This is a genomic window from Candidatus Pantoea floridensis (genome assembly GCF_900215435.1).
Classification (GTDB): domain Bacteria; phylum Pseudomonadota; class Gammaproteobacteria; order Enterobacterales; family Enterobacteriaceae; genus Pantoea; species Pantoea floridensis.
Genome location: NZ_OCMY01000001.1, coordinates 266,478 through 283,392, shown reverse-complemented (window position 1 = coordinate 283,392; position 16,915 = coordinate 266,478). Strand labels below are relative to the sequence as shown.

The following is a 16,915-nucleotide window of genomic DNA, read 5'->3' as shown; positions in this document are numbered from 1 at the left end:
TAGCAGGAGAGATTACATGTCTTTTTCACAAGCGGTGAGCGGCCTGAATGCTGCTTCCAGCAACCTGGATGTGATTGGTAACAACATTGCCAACTCCGCCACAGCCGGATTTAAATCCAGCACCATCGCCTTTGCCGATATGTTTGCCGGTTCAAACGTTGGTCTCGGTACCAAAGTGGCAGCGGTAATCCAGAACTTTGGTGATGGCAGCACCACCTCGACCAGCCGTGGGCTGGACGTGGCACTGAGCGGCAACGGCTTCTTCCGTATGACCGACGCCAGCGGCGGCGTGTTCTATTCACGTAACGGCCAGTTCACGCTGGATGCAAACCGTAACCTGGTGAATACCCAGGGCCTGAACGTAACCGGCTATCCAGCCAGCGGTACGCCACCGACCATTCAGAGCGGCGCTAACCCGGTTGCCCTGAGCATCCCCACCACGCAGATGGGCGCACGCGCGACCACCACGGCGACCCAGGTGGCGAACCTTAACTCCACCAGCACCGTGCCGACCGTCACCACGTTTGATGCCTCCAACGTGGATAGCTACAACGCGAAAACCACCATGACGGTGTATGACACGCAGGGTAACGATCACCAGCTGGATATGTATTACATCAAAACGGCGGATAACACCTGGACCGTGCATATCATGGATTCCACCACCGGCAAGCAGATTGGCAACGCCGATCCTGATGATGGTTTGGGTTTCCAGATGAAATTCAATGCCAGCGGTACGCTGACTAGCGTATCCAAAATGGTTGATGATCCCCTTAACCCTGGCACCGCGATCCCTTCTACCACGGCAACCAGCCCATCACTGGCAAATCTGGTTGTGGGTGGCACCAACGGTGCGGATGGCATGAATATCAGCCTGAGCATGTTGGGTAGCCTGCAGCAGAACACCGGCACCAGCACTTTCGGTAACCCAACGCAGGATGGTTACCAGCCAGGCGACCTGACCAGCTACACCATCAACGATGATGGCACCATCACCGGCACCTACTCCAACCAGAAAACCCAGCTGCTGGGGCAGATCGTGCTGGCGAGCTTCTCTAACCCGGAAGGTCTGAAATCTGAAGGTGACAACGTTTGGTCCGCAACCAGCTCGTCAGGTCAGGCGGCCGTTGGTCTGGCAGGCACCGGTACCTACGGCAACCTGACCTCAGGTGCGCTGGAAGCATCGAACGTCGACATGAGTAAAGAACTGGTGAACATGATCGTTGCGCAGCGTAACTATCAGGCTAACAGCCAAACCATCAAAACTCAGGACCAGATTCTCAACACCCTGGTTAACTTACGTTAATTCGCTAACGGGATTGCTTTATGGATCACGCAATATATACCGCGATGGGCGCGGCGAGTCAGACGATGGACCAGCAATCGGTGACCGCCAGCAACCTCGCCAACGCTTCAACGCCGGGCTTTCGTGCTCAGCTCAACGCGTTGCGCGCGGTGCCGGTCAACGGTTGGTCGCTGCCAACGCGTACCCTGGTTGCCGCTTCAACGCCGGGCGCTGATATGACGCCAGGTACCATGGACAACACTGGCCGTACGCTGGATGTAGCGGTACAGCAAGATGGCTGGCTGGCGGTGCGTACCGCTGACGGTGCCGAAGCCTATACCCGCAACGGCAACATGCAGATAAGCGCTACCGGTATTTTGACCATTCAGGGCAATCCCGTCATGGGCGATGGCGGTCCAATCGCCATTCCGCAAGGGGCGGAGCTGACCATCGCGGCCGACGGCACCATTACTTCGCGTAATGCAGGGGATGCGCCCAACGCCACGGTGCAAATTGGCAAGCTGAAACTGGTTCGTGCCACAGGTAAAGAGTTACAGCGCGGTGACGACGGTATGTTCCGTCCAACCCAGCAAGCACAGGCTACGCGCGGCGCCGCGCTGGCGAACGATGCCTCGGTGACCGTCATGCCCGGCGTGCTGGAAGGCAGTAACGTCAAACCCGTGGAAACCATGGTCGATATGATCGCCAACGCCCGACGTTTTGAGATGCAGATGAAAGTGATCTCTAACGTTGATGAAAACGAACAAAAAGCCAACCAGCTGCTCAACATGAGCAGCTAAGGCGTAAGGAAAACACCATGATTCGTTCTTTATGGATCGCGAAAACCGGTCTTGACGCTCAGCAAACCAATATGGACGTCATCTCCAACAACCTCGCAAACGTTAGCACCAACGGCTTCAAACGTTCGCGCGCGGTATTCGAAGATTTGATGTACCAAACGCTGCGCCAGCCGGGTACGCAGTCGTCGGAGCAAACCACGCTGCCGTCGGGCCTGCAGATCGGTACCGGTGTGCGTCCGGTCACCACCGAGCGTCTGCATCAGCAGGGTAACCTGTCACAGACCAGCAACTCGAAAGACGTGGCCATCAACGGCCAGGGTTATTTTGAAGTGCAGATGCCGGACGGCACCTCGGCGTATACCCGCGATGGTTCTTTCCAGGTTGACCAAAACGGACAGCTGGTGACGAATGCCGGTTACCCGGTGCAGCCAGGCATCACCATCCCGGCTAACGCCACCAGCATCACCATCTCGCGTGACGGTGTCGTGAGCGTGACGCAACAGGGCCAAACCAACCCGGCGCAGGTGGGACAGCTGACGCTGAGCACCTTCATGAATGATGCGGGCTTAAATAGCCAGGGCGAAAACCTTTATCAGGAAACGCAGGCATCGGGTGCGGCCACGCAGAGTACGCCGGGCCAAAACGGTGCCGGTCTGCTGTATCAGGGTTATGTCGAAACCTCAAACGTCAACGTGGCGGAAGAGTTGGTGACCATGATTCAGACGCAGCGCGCTTACGAAATTAACAGCAAAGCGATCAGTACCTCCGATCAGATGCTGGCGAAGTTAACCCAGATTTAATCCTGGTGTCGTTGGGTCGGCTTTGCTGGCCCGATTAAGAACATGAAAAAGGTCATAACTCCGTGGCGAAGCAAGTGATTCTCAAGCCTGGTCATTGGTTAGTAGCCACATTGCTACTGACGCTTAACGGTTGTGCGCTGGTTCCGCGCACGCCGCTGGTACAAGGATCGACAACGGCAGAGCCGACGCCATCCGCACCGCCAGTGGTGAACGGTTCTATTTTCCAGGGCGTCGCACCGCTGAACTACGGCTATCAGCCGCTGTTTGAGGATCGCCGTCCACGCAACATCGGCGACACATTGACGATCACCTTGCAGGAAAACGTCAGCGCCAGCAAAAGTTCCTCCGCCAACGCCAGCCGCGATGGCAGCAACAGTTTCGGCGTCACGGGCGTGCCAACCGGCCTGAGTGGTTTGGTGGGTGCGGGCGGCGAAAAAGCCACGCTTGATGCGAATGGCAAAAATGACTTCGCAGGTAAAGGTGGCGCCACGGCGAATAACACCTTTACCGGCACCATCACCGTCACCGTGAATCAGGTGCTGTCAAACGGCAACCTGCGCGTGGTGGGTGAGAAACAGATCGAAATTAACCAGGGTACGGAATTTATCCGCTTCTCTGGCGTGGTTAACCCGCGCACCATCAGCGCCAGCAACGCCGTGTTGTCAACGCAGGTGGCCGATGCACGTATTGAGTACGTCGGAAATGGTTATATCAATGAAGCGCAGACGATGGGCTGGTTCCAACGCTTCTTCCTGAACGTCTCGCCGATGTAAGAGGTAATGAGAATGAATATGACGACTCTGCTCCGCCTGAGCCTGGGCTTACTGCTCGGCTTCAGCGCTATGGCGCATGCTGACCGCATCCGCGATCTGACTTCCGTGCAGGGTGTGCGCGACAACCAGCTCATTGGCTACGGCCTGGTCGTCGGCCTGGATGGCACCGGCGACCAGACCACGCAAACCCCGTTTACTACGCAAACGGTCAGCAACATGCTCTCTCAGCTGGGTATTACCGTGCCAACCGGCACCAACATGCAGCTGAAAAACGTGGCGGCGGTGATGGTGACAGCCAAGCTGCCGTCATTTGCACGTCAGGGACAAAACATCGACGTAGTGGTTTCTTCACTCGGTAATGCGAAAAGTCTGCGCGGCGGTACGCTGCTCATGACGCCGATGAAAGGGGTGGATAACCAGGTTTATGCGCTGGCACAGGGCAATATTCTGGTTGGTGGCGCCGGTGCATCTGCCGGCGGCAGCAGCGTTCAGGTTAACCAACTTAACGGTGGCCGCATTACCGGTGGTGCAACGGTAGAGCGTGAGCTGCAGAGCAACTTTGGTAGCCAGAACACCATTAACCTGCAGCTGAACAGTGAAGATTTCACCATGGCGCAGCGCATTGCCGACACCATTAATGCACGCGGCATTGGTTCTGCTCAGCCGCTGGACGCGCGTACCGTGCAAATCCGCGTTTCACCGAACAACAGTTCACAGGTGCGTTTGCTGGCGGAGATTCAGAACCTTGATGTTTCCGTGCCGCTGGAAGATGCCAAAGTGATCATCAACTCACGTACCGGTTCAGTGGTAATGAACCGCGAAGTGACGCTGAATACCTGTGCGGTGGCGCAAGGTAATTTGTCGGTGACGGTTAATCAACAGCAAAACGTTAGTCAGCCCGATACGCCATTGGCAGGTGGGCAGACAGTGACAACCAACAACACGCAGATTGATTTACGCCAGAGCGGCGGCGCGCTGCAGCGCGTGAACTCCAGCGCCAACCTGAACAATGTGGTACGTGCGCTTAATGCGCTGGGTGCGTCACCGATTGAGCTGATGTCGATTTTGCAATCGATGGAAAGCGCGGGTTGCTTGCGCGCCAAACTGGAAATTATCTGATGACCGATACGCAATCGCTGATGAATGCGGCTTACGACAGCCGCTCTCTGAACGACCTGAAACGTGAAGCCAGCGTCGACCCGAAAGGGAAGGCGATGCAGGTGGCAAAACAGGTGGAAGGCATGTTTGTGCAGATGATGATGAAAAGCATGCGCGCAGCGCTACCGCAGGATGGTTTGCTGAGTAACGACCAGACGCGGCTTTTCACCTCAATGTACGATCAGCAGATTGCGCAGGAGATCGGTAAGCGCGGCCTGGGCATGGCCGATCTGATTGTTAAACAGATGCAGCCGGCGCAAGAACCGGATGAAACCGCCGGCACGGTGCCTATGAAACTGGATAACAGCTTCATTTATAGCAACCTGCCGTCCAATCAGCTGGAGCAGATGGTGCGAAAAGCGGTGCCGCGTCTACCGGTTTCTCCGGGCAGTTTACCCAGTGATAGCAGCGATTTTATCGCGCAGCTCGCTCAACCGGCGCAGGTGGCAAGCCAACAGAGTGGTATTCCACATCATTTGATTCTGGCGCAGGCCGCGCTGGAGTCTGGCTGGGGCCAGCGGCAAATCCTCACGCGCGACGGCAAGCCGAGCTACAACGTATTTGGTATCAAGGCGAGCAGCGACTGGAAAGGCGCCACCACCGATATCATGACCACCGAATACGAAGGTGGCGAAGCGAAAAAAGTACGTGCCAGCTTCCGCGTCTACGGCTCCTATATGGAAGCACTCAGCGACTACGTCAAATTGCTTTCCAGCAATCCGCGTTATGCCGCCGTAGCGAACGCGCCAAGCGCCGAGCAGGGCGCGCGCGCCTTGCAGGCGGCCGGTTACGCCACCGATCCGAAATATGCGCAGAAGCTGGTAGGAATGATCCAACAATTCAAAAACATGGGTGAAAAAGTGATGAAGGCGTACAGCAACGATATCACTGATTTGTTCTGATTTTTTGCCTCAAGTTTTACTTAAGCAAGCCGATAACCATCACATGCCGCGGGCGCTCATCGTTCGCGCAATCGCACTGATGACTGCCAGCCCGGTTAACGGGAAATTAAGGAACCGAGATGTCCAGCATAATTAACTCAGCGATGAGTGGGCTGAGCGCCGCACAGGCTGCATTAAGCACCACCAGTAACAACATCAGCAATTATACGGTAGCGGGCTATTCGCGTCAGACGGCGATTTTGTCGCAGTCGAATAGCACGTTGCAGGGCAATAGCTATTACGGCAACGGCGTCACGCTTTCGGGCGTACAGCGTGAATACGATGAGTTCATCACCGCTCAGCTGCGTGGCTCCAGCGCCAACTACAGCGCCGTTAATACCCAATATAATCAGATTTCCAACATTGATGACCTGCTGTCGACGTCGACCACCAGCTTGTCGACGTCGATCCAGAGCTTCTTCACTAACGTACAAAACGTGGTGAGTAACGCCAACGATCCGTCGGCACGTCAGTCAATGCTGAGCTATGCGCAAGGCCTGGTAAACCAGTTCCAGACCACCGCGCAATATCTCAATAACATGCAAACCAGCGTAAACACCGATATCGCTTCGAATGTTGATCAAATCAACACCTTTACCAGCCAGATTGCCGATCTGAATACACAGATTGCCAAGCTGACCACTGGCGGTGGCGCGGCACCTAACAATCTGCTGGACCAGCGCGATCAGTTGGTGAATAGCCTGAATAATGTGGTTGGCGTAAACGTCTCCCAGCAGGACGGCAGTTACATCGTTTCCATGGGCAGCGTGACGTTGGTCAATGGTAAAAACGCCACCAGTCTGGTGGCCATGCCTTCCAGCAGCGATCCCTCACGCACCACCGTTGGCTACGTGGATAAGCAGGCTGGCAACGTGGAGATCCCAGAGAAAACCTTAACTACCGGTTCACTGGGCGGTTTACTGGCATTCCGTACTCAGGATCTGGATACGGCGCAGAACCAGCTTGGCCAGTTAGCGGCAGCGTTCACCACCAGCTTCAACACCGTGCATAGCCAGGGTTTTGATAGCACTGGCGCTGCTGGCGGCAACTTCTTTAACATCGGCTCGCCCACAGTAGCGAGTAACAGCAAAAACACCTCATCGGCCACGGTAACCGCGGCGTGGTCAGACACCAGCGCGATGAAGGCCTCCAACTATACCGTGAGTTATGACGGCAGTAATTGGTCGGTTACCCGCATGTCAGATAACGTGAAGTTTAACGTTACGCCGGATGCGACCGATGGCACGCTCAACTTTGACGGGCTGAAACTGACGGTGAGCACGACGCCAGCACCGAATGCCAAAGACAGCTTCCTGGTTAAGCCGGTGCAGAACGTGATTGCTGGCATGTCGGTGGCGATCACCGATGAATCGCAGATTGCCGCGGCATCCAGCGCTACCAGCGGTGAAAGTGATAACCGTAACGCGCAGAAATTGTTAGATCTTCAGGATAGTAAGCTGGTGAATGGCAACGCCACTATTGCGCAGGCCTACGCCAGTATTGTCAGCACCGTGGGTAACAAAACCAGCACGCTGGAAACCGCCAGTACGACGCAGCAGAACGTAGTAACCCAGCTGAGCGATCGTCAGCAATCCGTTTCTGGCGTTAACCTCGATGAGGAGTACTCCAACCTGACGAAATATCAGCAGTTCTACATGGCGAATGCGCAAGTGCTGCAAACGGCGAGTACCATTTTTAATGCGCTGATGGACATCCGCGGCTAAGCATAGAGGATAAAAACCATGCGTCTTAGTACCAATATGATTTTCGACCAGCAGGTGCGCGGTATTACCGATTCGCAATCCTCTTGGCTAAAAGTGGGGCAGCAGCTCTCAACCGGATTGCGCGTTAACAATCCTTCTGACGATCCTATCGCGGCCTCGCGTGCGGTGGTGCTGTCGCAGTCACAGGCGAAAAGTAGTCAATATGCGACGGCGCGCAGCTTTGCCGATCAAAGCTTGTCGATGGAAGAGAATGCACTTTCCAGCGTTACCAGCAGCATTCAGGATGCGCAAACCATGATCGTTTATGGTTCTACCGGCACCCTGAGTGACGACGACCGTGCGTCGATCGCCACCAAACTGGAAGGTATTCGCTCCCAGCTATTGAACCAGGCGAACAGCCGTGACGGTAATGGTCGCTACATCTTTGCGGGCTATCAAACGGATGTCGCGCCTTTTAGTGATGCCGGCGCCCCGGCGGGCGTGACCTATGTAGGTGGCGCCGATCCCATCACGCAAAAAGTTGATGATGGACGTACCATGGCCGTCAGCAGCACAGGATCTTCCGTATTTATGTCGCTCACCAGCAACTCAAAGGCGGAGCCGGACGGCAGCGCTAGCGAAAAAAACCTGTTTAATATGCTCGATAGCGCGATTGCCGCGTTAAAGACGCCGCAGGATGATGCCGATGATGCGACTAAACAGGTTTTCCAGGACGCGATGGATAAGTCCAACCGTGGTCTGAGCAACTCACTGAATAACGTGCTGGCGGTCCGTTCTGCCGTGGGTTCACAGTTAGCTGAACTGGATACGCTGGATGCGCAGGGCGACGATCGCGACACCATCATGGCTTCGCAAATGACCGATCTGGTGCAGGTGGATTACACTCAGGCCATCTCCAGCTATACCATGCAACAAACGGCTCTGCAGGCGTCGTATAAGACGTTTACCGATATGTCGAAGATGTCACTATTCCAACTGAATTCCTGATTGACCTGAATCTTTGAGCGTACTTTAACCGGGTGCGCTTAGTTTCTCCCACCGCCTTTGAGGCTGTGGGATTTTTTTTGCCGGTAAGAAACACGCTAAGTGATGAAGGGGTTGAATGTCAGCCAATAAAAAACCCCGGACTCGCCGGGGTTTGATGTTTACTGACTTGCTAAAGCTTACGCGCTTTCCGGGCGTGTTGCCGGTGCGGTGGCTTGATGCGTGGCGCTATGACCACCCGCAGAACCCCGTCCATCAAAGTCGAACGGTGGACGAACCCATTCGCTGTGACGAGCCGGCTCCGGTTGCCACGCTGGTGCAGGCGCTTTGGTCATCGGTGCAGTTGCATGATGTTTAAAGCGTGTTTCAGCTGTGGTTACTGCAGTGTCACGTGCCGCAACTGGCGCATGAGGTTCAGTTACCGGCGTGACTTCAGCAACAGCCGCCACTGGCGCAGCCAGAACCTCTTCAACCTGAGCTTCCACTGCTGGCGAAACATCTGCCGGTGCCTGCTCAACCACCGCAGCCACTTCACTGGCTTCTGGCTTCGCTTCTTCAACGATTGCCGCAGGCTCAGCTTCAGTAGCAATTTGCTGTGCAACAGGTTCATCGGCAGCAGTAATTACCGCGGGCTCTTCGTTGACTGGCGCAGCAATTGGCGAGACGTCATCAGTGTTTACCACTGGCACATCAATATGCGCCTGCGGTTCAGCCTGATGTACTGCCTCTTCTGCAGCTGCCTGCTCAACGGCCGGTTCAACAGCGGCCACTTCAGCGGGTTGTTCCACGGTCGCTGCGGCTTGTTGGTAGCCATAATCCGATACTTCATGCATGGCATCTTGCGTGGTGTATTCTTCCTGCGCTTGTGCCACCGGATAGTTAAGCCACACTTTTCCTGAGGCCATTTCTGGGGAAGCAGCAGCAGATTCCAGCGGCATCGGAGACTGCGTTGGGTAACGCTCATCACGATAACGGCGGCGGCGCTGACCACTCACGCGCAGGTGACGCGGTGAACGACGTGAACGACGCGGCATATTGGCGTTGTCACGGTTATCGCTATCATCTTGCTCGTCATTACTGGCTTCAGGTTGCTCGTGGTACTGGGTACGCGGCGCAGTTTCTACAGCAGCTTCATGCACAACCGGAGCGGGCATTTCGGCTGCAATTTCACTGTTTTCGCCAACCCGCACACGTTGAGACAGCTGACGCTGTTTACGACGTGGCATCACTTGTACACGTTCTTCTTCCTGAGCAACGCTTTCAGCGATTACATCCGCTTTTACTGCGGGTTCAGCGACTTTCTGATCCTGCTGTTGCGCACGTTTCTCTTCCTGACGACGACGCTGGCGCTCGGCGCGCTGTTCGCGGCGCTGCTGCTGCTGCTCATCGCGCTGCTCAAGGGCTTCATCGCTCAGCACAGGACGAGCTTCACGCGGCTCGCTATTTTGACGCTTGTTGCGACGATTATCCTGATTGTCACGCGGTTCGCGGGATTCACGTGGCTCACGCGCTTCACGCGGCTCGCGAGGTTCACGACCTTCGCGCACCTGCTGGCCATTCTCACCATTGCGCGGAGTGCGTTCGCGACGGTTGTTGCGACGATTGTTATTGTTGCGACGTTCGCCACGCTGCTGGGTATTTTCAGATTCAGCCGCCGCTGGTGCTTCTTGCTGAGTTTCAGCAGGCGCGGCAGCTGGTGTATCACCGGCGAACATCTTCTTCAAACCGTTCAGCAGACGGGCAACGAAACCAGTGCTGGTGACAGCCGGAGCGGCAACTGCGGGTTTGGTTTTCGCTTCCGCTGCAGGCTGAACGTCTTTCACCACTTCAACCGGTGCTGGCGGTGCATCTGGCATTGCGAAAGCGGCCAGTGCTGGCTGCTCCGGACGACGACGCTCAGCGTGCTCTTCTTCAGAAGGCAGCGCCATTTCCGCTTCGTGCAGTTTCGGCAGATGATAGCTAAGAGTTTGCGTCTCTTCGCCGTTGCGTACGCGCAACACAGAGTAGTGTGGCGTTTCCATCTGATCGTTTGGCACGATGATGGCACGCACGCCGCCCTGGCGTTTCTCAATGGCGCTGACTGCATCACGCTTTTCGTTCAGCAGGTAGGACGCCACCGGGACGGGAACAATCGCATGGACTTCTTTGGTGTTGTCTTTCAGCGCTTCTTCTTCAATCAGACGCAGAATCGACAGCGACAGTGATTCGTTATCACGGATGGTGCCGGTACCGCTACAGCGAGGGCAGACGTGATGGCTGGATTCACCCAATGATGGGCTGAGGCGCTGACGCGACATCTCCAGCAAACCGAAGCGGGAAATGTGGCTGATCTGGATGCGAGCACGATCCTGGCGCACCGCTTCACGCAGACGATTTTCCACGGCGCGCTGGTGGCGCACTGGCGTCATATCAATGAAGTCGATAACAATTAAACCGCCGAGATCGCGCAGACGCAGCTGACGCGCAATCTCATCGGCCGCTTCCAGATTGGTATTGAAAGCCGTTTCTTCGATATCGCCACCGCGGGTCGCGCGTGCGGAGTTGATATCAATAGCGGTCAATGCTTCGGTGCTATCAATAACAATTGAACCGCCTGACGGCAGACGAACTTCACGCTGGAAAGCGGATTCAATCTGCGATTCGATTTGGTAATGGCTGAACAGCGGGATTTCACCGGTGTACAGTTTGATTTTGCTGCTAAAGTCAGGGCGGCCGAGAGCAGCAATATGCTGACGCGCCAGATCCAGAACTTTCGGGTTATCGATGAGGATTTCACCAATATCCTGACGCAGATAGTCGCGGAAAGCGCGCACGATCACGTTGCTTTCCTGATGGATCAGGAAAGGTGCCGGACGACTGTCTGCGGCTTTTTTGATTGCTTCCCAGTGTTTCAAACGGAAGCTGAGATCCCACTGTAGCGACTCGGCAGATTTACCGACGCCAGCGGTGCGGACGATTAACCCCATACCGTCTGGCAGTTCCAGCGCGGAGAGGGCTTCTTTCAACTCGGTACGATCGTCGCCCTCGATACGGCGAGAAATGCCGCCAGCACGAGGATTGTTCGGCATCAATACCAGATAGCTACCGGCTAACGAAATAAAGGTTGTCAGTGCTGCACCTTTATTACCGCGTTCCTCTTTATCAATTTGAACAATAACTTCCTGACCTTCACGCAGCACATCTTTGATATTCGGACGACCATGTGCGTTGTAGTTGGATGGGAAATATTCGCGGGAAATTTCTTTTAGAGGGAGGAAACCGTGACGTTCTGCACCGTAATCGACAAATGCAGCTTCAAGGCTCGGTTCAACGCGGGTGATTTTACCTTTGTATATGTTGGCTTTTTTCTGTTCGTGTCCAGGACTTTCAATATCCAGATCGTACAGACGTTGTCCATCAACCAGGGCAACGCGCAACTCCTCCTGCTGAGTTGCGTTTATTAACATTCTTTTCATCGTGACTTACTCGTTATTCTCACATGAGTGATGTAGCTGCGGGCATCGTTACCCTGGACGAGAATCAACCGATGGCCCCGTGTCTTAATGCACTGACGTCAACCTCACGGTTGTCGGCGGCTAAAGGGGCGCAAATCTTGTCGGTGGCCTGTTTTTCATAAGGAAATCCAGCGCCTGAAGGTGGAAGTGCTACAGAGTATTCAGAAATCCACGCATCCTAGTCTGTCGTCCAGGCCGCAACCCGCAGCCCGCTAAGTGCCTGATTTAACATTACGTCTTACGCCATTGCTGCGTGTCCGTTCAATCCGGCAAAATGACTTATTTCGCTCTTTTTCCTGCCTGAATCTTTCCAGGGCAGAAACCCCTGCATTATTCCATTGCTCACCAACATATAGCAAGGCGACTTTTGCCAAGCTGCGAAGTTTATTCATCCATAACCTGTTCATTTGCAGGGCTAATCATCGCATCGGTGAAAATGTCGCCATTTTCACCGTTTAACTGTGCGACAAAGAGAGAGTTAAGCACAGAAAAAGGGGTGGCGCTATCCGGGTACACTATTTAGAATCGCCGCCATGAAAACAGAGAATCCGGGCGTACAGTATGTCGCCATCACGGCTGAAAATGCCGGACAACGTATTGATAATTTTCTGCGTACCCAGCTCAAGGGCGTGCCGAAAAGCATGATTTATCGCATTTTGCGTAAAGGCGAAGTGCGGGTGAATAAAAAGCGGGTTAAACCTGAATATAAGCTGGAAGACGGCGATGAGCTCCGTATTCCACCGGTGCGCGTTGCTGAACGCGAAGAGCAGGCGGTTTCACCTAAGCTGGATAAAGTAGCTGCGCTCACCAATGCCATCCTTTATGAGGATGATTATTTACTGGTGTTGAACAAACCATCAGGTACGGCGGTACACGGTGGCAGCGGCTTAAGTTTTGGCGTGATTGAAGGACTGCGCGCCTTACGTCCAGAAGCGCGCTTCCTTGAGCTGGTTCACCGACTCGATCGCGACACTTCCGGCATCTTGCTGGTGGCTAAAAAGCGTTCGGCGTTGCGTTCGCTGCATGAGCAACTGCGCGAGAAGGGCATGCAAAAGGATTATCTGGCGCTGGTACGCGGTGATTGGCCATCGCATTTGAAAGTTGTTCAGGCACCGCTGCTGAAAAACATTTTGCAGAGCGGCGAACGCGTGGTGCGCGTGAGTGCAGAAGGCAAGCCTTCGGAGACGCGTTTTAAAGTTGAAGAGCGATTCGGTTTTGCGACCTTAGTCAAAGCAAGTCCGGTAACGGGCCGTACGCACCAGATCCGTGTCCATACGCTGCACGGCGGCCATCCGATCGCTTTTGACGATCGTTATGGCGACCGTGAATTTGATGCGCAACTGGGCTCAACCGGCCTATCGCGACTTTTTTTACATGCTGCCGCGCTGACTTTTACCCATCCTAATACCGGCGAACTCTTGCGAATGGAAGCGCCATTGGATGGCGCTTTGAAGCACTGCCTTGCCCAGCTGCGTCAGAAAAAAGCCTGATGACCAGGGTATCAACTCAATGCGTTGATGCCCGCACTTCTTAACATTTCGTTTAACGCAATCAGCGGTAAGCCAACTAAGGTATTGGGATCGCGGCCCTCCAGTCTTTCAAACAGGCAAATACCTAATCCTTCGCTTTTGAAACTGCCTGCACATTGAAGCGGCATCTCCTTCTCAACATACGCGTGAATCTCTGCGCGACTTAACGTGCGAAAATGTACGGTAAAAGGTTCGCAAATCACGGTTTGTTTGCCGCTCTGCGGCTGAATGAGCGCCAAACCCGTGTAAAATGTGATCGCATTGCCGCTCGCCGCCGCCAACTGCAGACAAGCCTGCTCCACGGTATAAGGCTTACCCGCAATCTCACCATTCAGAACGCACACCTGATCTGAACCGATAATCCAGCTATCAGGGTAATGCTCAGCCAGCGCCTGTGCTTTGGCTAATGCCAGACGCTGCACCAGTTCTGGCGCTGATTCATTGAGATACGGCGTTTCATCACTGTTGGGGGCGGCAGTTATAAAAGGCAGGCCTAGTTTGGCCAGCAATGCCTGACGAAAAGGGGAGGTGGAGGCTAAAACTAAAGGTGTCATCATTTTTTTTCAGAATAGATAGCGTAAAGATGACAGTCATTTTAAACTATGCGCCGCACTGGATGCGACTAACGGGTGAAAGATGCCGTAAACCGGCCTTTTTCTTTGACTCTATGACGTTACAAAGTTAATATGCGCGCCCTATGCAAAAGGTAAAATTACCCCTGACGCTCGATCCGGTCCGCGCCGCGCAAAAACGCCTTGATTATCATGGTGTTTATGCACCTGAATTGGTGGCGCGCTTGGCCGAAACGGTCGTGAGTGTGGACAGTGATGTTGAATGCGATATGTCGTTTGCGGTTGACAACCAGCGCCTCGCCGTTCTGCAAGGAACAGCCGAAGTGCAGGTGACTTTGTCATGTCAACGCTGCAACCAGTCGTTTCCACGTCATGTTCACGTAAGCTATTGCTTCAGTCCTGTCTCTTCTGATGAGCAGGCCGAGGCACTACCGGAAGCCTACGAGCCAGTTGATGTCAATGATTTTGGTGAGATCGACTTGCTGGCGGTGATCGAAGATGAACTCATCCTCGCGCTGCCCGTGGTTCCGGTGCATGATTCTGAACACTGTGAAGTGTCCGACGCGGACATGGTATTTGGTCAATTGCCTCCAGAGGCAGAAAAACCAAATCCGTTTGCCGTATTAGCCAGTTTAAAGCGTAAGTAATAGGAGTAAGGTCCATGGCCGTACAACAGAATAAACCAACCCGTTCTAAGCGTGGTATGCGTCGTTCACACGATGCTCTGACCACTGCTGCTCTGTCAGTAGATAAAGTTTCTGGCGAAACTCATCTGCGTCACCATATCACTGCGGATGGTTACTACCGCGGTCGCAAGGTTATCACCAAGTAATCCTCGCGATTACACAAGGCGATACCTTGACACGTTTGACCCTGGCAGTTGATGCCATGGGCGGGGACTTCGGTCCCTGCGTGACAGTGCCTGCATCCTTGCAGGCACTGGCCTCTCATTCGGAGCTGGTTCTTCTTCTGGTCGGCGATCCCGACATCATCTCGTCATTTCTTGCCAAAGCGGATTCCTCGTTACAGAGGCGTGTGCAGGTCATTCCTGCCGAATCGGTTATTGCAAGTGATGCCAAACCTTCTCAGGCAATTCGTAATAGCCGCGGCAGTTCGATGCGTGTGGCGTTAGAGTTGGTCAAAGAAGGTAAAGCGCAAGCCTGCGTTAGTGCGGGAAATACCGGCGCGCTGATGGGGCTGGCGAAAATGTTGCTTAAGCCGCTGGATGGGATTGAGCGTCCGGCGTTGATGACGGTGTTGCCGCATCAGCAGCATGGCAAAACGGTGGTGCTGGATCTCGGTGCTAACGTTGAGTCTGACAGCGATATGCTGGTGCAGTTTGCGATTATGGGCGCGGTCATGGCCGAAGAAGTGCTGGAAATTGCTCAGCCTCGGGTTGCACTGTTGAACATTGGTCAGGAAGAGACCAAAGGATTGGAAACAATCCGCGCCGCATCTGCGGTGCTACGAGCGTCACCGCAAATCAACTATATTGGTTACCTTGAGGGGAACGATCTCCTCACCGGCAAAACGGATGTGCTGGTCTGTGATGGCTTCGTGGGTAACGTCACGTTGAAGACCATGGAAGGCGTGGTAAGAATGTTCCTCTCTCTGCTGAAATCGTCAGAGGAAGGAAAAAAACGGGCCTGGTGGCTAAGATTGCTGGGGCGCTGGATTCAAAAGCGTCTGGCAACGCGTTTCGGCCACCTCAACCCCGACCAGTACAATGGCGCTTGTCTGTTAGGATTGCGCGGGACAGTGATCAAAAGCCACGGTGCGGCGAATCAACGTGCATTTGCCGTGGCGATAGAGCAGGCAGAGCAGACGGTGCGAAAGCAAGTCCCAGAGAGGATTGCGGCGCGCCTTGACACTGTATTAGCCAGGAGTGACAAAGCGTAGATGTTTACCAAAATTATCGGTACGGGCAGCTATTTGCCTGAGCAGATTCGCTCCAATGCGGATCTGGAAAAAATGGTCGAGACGACGGACGAGTGGATTGTCACCCGTACCGGTATCCGTGAGCGTCGTATTGCCGCTCCGGAAGAAACGGTTGCCACCATGGGCTTCACCGCAGCACAGCGTGCGCTTGAGATGGCGGGTGTGCATGCGAATGACGTTGGCCTGATTATTGTGGCCACTACGTCCTCGAGTCACGCTTTCCCAAGCTCAGCCTGCATGATCCAGCAAATGCTGGAGATTGAAGATTGTGCTGCTTTTGATTTGGCTGCCGCCTGCGCGGGCTTCACCTATGCGCTGAGCGTTGCCGATCAATACATTAAAAATGGCGTGGTTAAGCATGCGCTGGTGATCGGTGCAGATGTGCTGGCACGTACGCTCGATCCCAACGATCGCGGCACTATCATTCTGTTTGGCGATGGCGCGGGAGCTGTGGTTCTGAGCCAGAGCGAAGAGCCGGGGATCCTCTCTACTCATCTACATGCCGATGGTCGTTACAGCAAATTGCTGACGCTGCCGTATCAGGATCGCGCCCATCAGGATGAGCCCGCTTACCTGACAATGGCGGGTAATGAAGTCTTCAAAGTGGCCGTAACTGAACTGGCACACATCGTTGACGAAACCCTGCAGGCTAACAACCTTGATCGTGAAATGCTCGACTGGCTGGTTCCGCATCAGGCGAACCTGCGCATCATTAGCGCAACGGCCAAAAAACTCGGTATGGGCATGGATAAAGTCGTAGTCACACTGGATCGTCACGGTAATACCTCGGCCGCTTCCGTGCCAAGTGCACTGGACGAGGCGGTGCGCGATGGCCGTATCAAGCCGGGACATCTGATTTTGCTGGAGGCCTTCGGTGGTGGTTTCACCTGGGGTTCCGCACTGGTTCGCTTTTGATT

15 protein-coding genes are annotated in these 16,915 nt (G+C 54.5%); 13 read left to right on the top strand and 2 right to left on the bottom strand.

What is annotated here, in order from left to right:
* The first annotated feature begins 16 nt into the window (after nucleotides 1–16).
* From flgE to flgL, 8 genes are all read left to right on the top strand, one after another.
* Nucleotides 17–1,306: a flagellar hook protein FlgE gene (gene flgE, locus CRO19_RS01400; protein ID WP_097094263.1), complete on the top strand. Its 1,290-nt coding sequence runs from the start codon at nucleotides 17–19 to the stop codon at nucleotides 1,304–1,306.
* Between the two features lie 20 nt (nucleotides 1,307–1,326).
* Entirely contained in the window at nucleotides 1,327–2,085 is a 759-nt protein-coding gene (locus CRO19_RS01395) for a flagellar basal body rod protein FlgF (protein ID WP_097094262.1), read from the top strand.
* A gap of 17 nt (nucleotides 2,086–2,102) precedes the next feature.
* Nucleotides 2,103–2,885: a flagellar basal-body rod protein FlgG gene (gene flgG / locus CRO19_RS01390; protein ID WP_097094261.1), complete on the top strand. Its 783-nt coding sequence runs from the start codon at nucleotides 2,103–2,105 to the stop codon at nucleotides 2,883–2,885.
* A 62-nt stretch (nucleotides 2,886–2,947) separates the two neighbouring features.
* The gene (locus tag CRO19_RS01385; RefSeq protein WP_097094260.1) at nucleotides 2,948–3,658 is read left to right on the top strand and encodes a flagellar basal body L-ring protein FlgH; all 711 of its coding nucleotides are present in this window, start codon (nucleotides 2,948–2,950) and stop codon (nucleotides 3,656–3,658) included.
* A gap of 12 nt (nucleotides 3,659–3,670) precedes the next feature.
* Nucleotides 3,671–4,777 carry a flagellar basal body P-ring protein FlgI gene (locus CRO19_RS01380; protein WP_097094259.1) on the top strand — a complete coding sequence of 369 codons (1,107 nt, stop codon included), beginning with the start codon at nucleotides 3,671–3,673 and terminating at the stop codon, nucleotides 4,775–4,777.
* Nucleotides 4,777–5,718, top strand: a complete 942-nt coding sequence (gene flgJ / locus CRO19_RS01375; protein ID WP_097094258.1) for a flagellar assembly peptidoglycan hydrolase FlgJ — start codon at nucleotides 4,777–4,779, stop codon at nucleotides 5,716–5,718. The genes CRO19_RS01380 and flgJ overlap by 1 nt, the downstream gene beginning before the upstream one ends.
* A gap of 119 nt (nucleotides 5,719–5,837) precedes the next feature.
* Complete coding sequence (gene flgK, locus CRO19_RS01370; RefSeq protein WP_097094257.1) at nucleotides 5,838–7,481, top strand: flagellar hook-associated protein FlgK; 1,644 nt, start codon at nucleotides 5,838–5,840, stop codon at nucleotides 7,479–7,481.
* 18 nt (nucleotides 7,482–7,499) lie between these two features.
* The gene (flgL, locus tag CRO19_RS01365) at nucleotides 7,500–8,468 is read left to right on the top strand and encodes a flagellar hook-associated protein FlgL (RefSeq protein WP_097094256.1); all 969 of its coding nucleotides are present in this window, start codon (nucleotides 7,500–7,502) and stop codon (nucleotides 8,466–8,468) included.
* A 176-nt stretch (nucleotides 8,469–8,644) separates the two neighbouring features.
* Here flgL and rne read toward each other — a convergent pair whose 3' ends face one another.
* Nucleotides 8,645–11,920, bottom strand: coding sequence for a ribonuclease E (gene rne, locus CRO19_RS01360; protein ID WP_097094255.1), 3,276 nt, complete (start codon nucleotides 11,918–11,920; stop codon nucleotides 8,645–8,647).
* A 572-nt stretch (nucleotides 11,921–12,492) separates the two neighbouring features.
* Between rne and rluC the strand changes: the two genes are divergently transcribed.
* The gene (gene rluC / locus CRO19_RS01355) at nucleotides 12,493–13,449 is read left to right on the top strand and encodes a 23S rRNA pseudouridine(955/2504/2580) synthase RluC (RefSeq protein ID WP_097094254.1); all 957 of its coding nucleotides are present in this window, start codon (nucleotides 12,493–12,495) and stop codon (nucleotides 13,447–13,449) included.
* Nucleotides 13,450–13,460: 11 nt separating this feature from the next.
* Here the strand turns inward: rluC and CRO19_RS01350 are convergent, their stop codons facing one another.
* Nucleotides 13,461–14,042 (bottom strand): Maf family protein, encoded by a 582-nt coding sequence (locus CRO19_RS01350; protein WP_176519185.1) that lies wholly within the window; start codon nucleotides 14,040–14,042, stop codon nucleotides 13,461–13,463.
* 143 nt (nucleotides 14,043–14,185) lie between these two features.
* Here CRO19_RS01350 and yceD point away from each other — a divergent pair, with 143 nt between their 5' ends.
* The 4 genes from yceD to CRO19_RS01330 are packed head-to-tail and all read left to right on the top strand — an operon-like array spanning nucleotide 14,186 to nucleotide 16,913.
* Nucleotides 14,186–14,707: a 23S rRNA accumulation protein YceD gene (gene yceD / locus CRO19_RS01345; RefSeq protein ID WP_097094252.1), complete on the top strand. Its 522-nt coding sequence runs from the start codon at nucleotides 14,186–14,188 to the stop codon at nucleotides 14,705–14,707.
* Nucleotides 14,708–14,721: 14 nt separating this feature from the next.
* Entirely contained in the window at nucleotides 14,722–14,892 is a 171-nt protein-coding gene (gene rpmF, locus CRO19_RS01340) for a 50S ribosomal protein L32 (protein ID WP_007885783.1), read from the top strand.
* A gap of 26 nt (nucleotides 14,893–14,918) precedes the next feature.
* Nucleotides 14,919–15,959, top strand: a complete 1,041-nt coding sequence (plsX, locus tag CRO19_RS01335) for a phosphate acyltransferase PlsX (protein WP_097094251.1) — start codon at nucleotides 14,919–14,921, stop codon at nucleotides 15,957–15,959.
* Complete coding sequence (locus CRO19_RS01330; RefSeq protein WP_097094250.1) at nucleotides 15,960–16,913, top strand: beta-ketoacyl-ACP synthase III; 954 nt, start codon at nucleotides 15,960–15,962, stop codon at nucleotides 16,911–16,913.
* The last annotated feature ends 2 nt before the right edge of the window (nucleotides 16,914–16,915 follow it).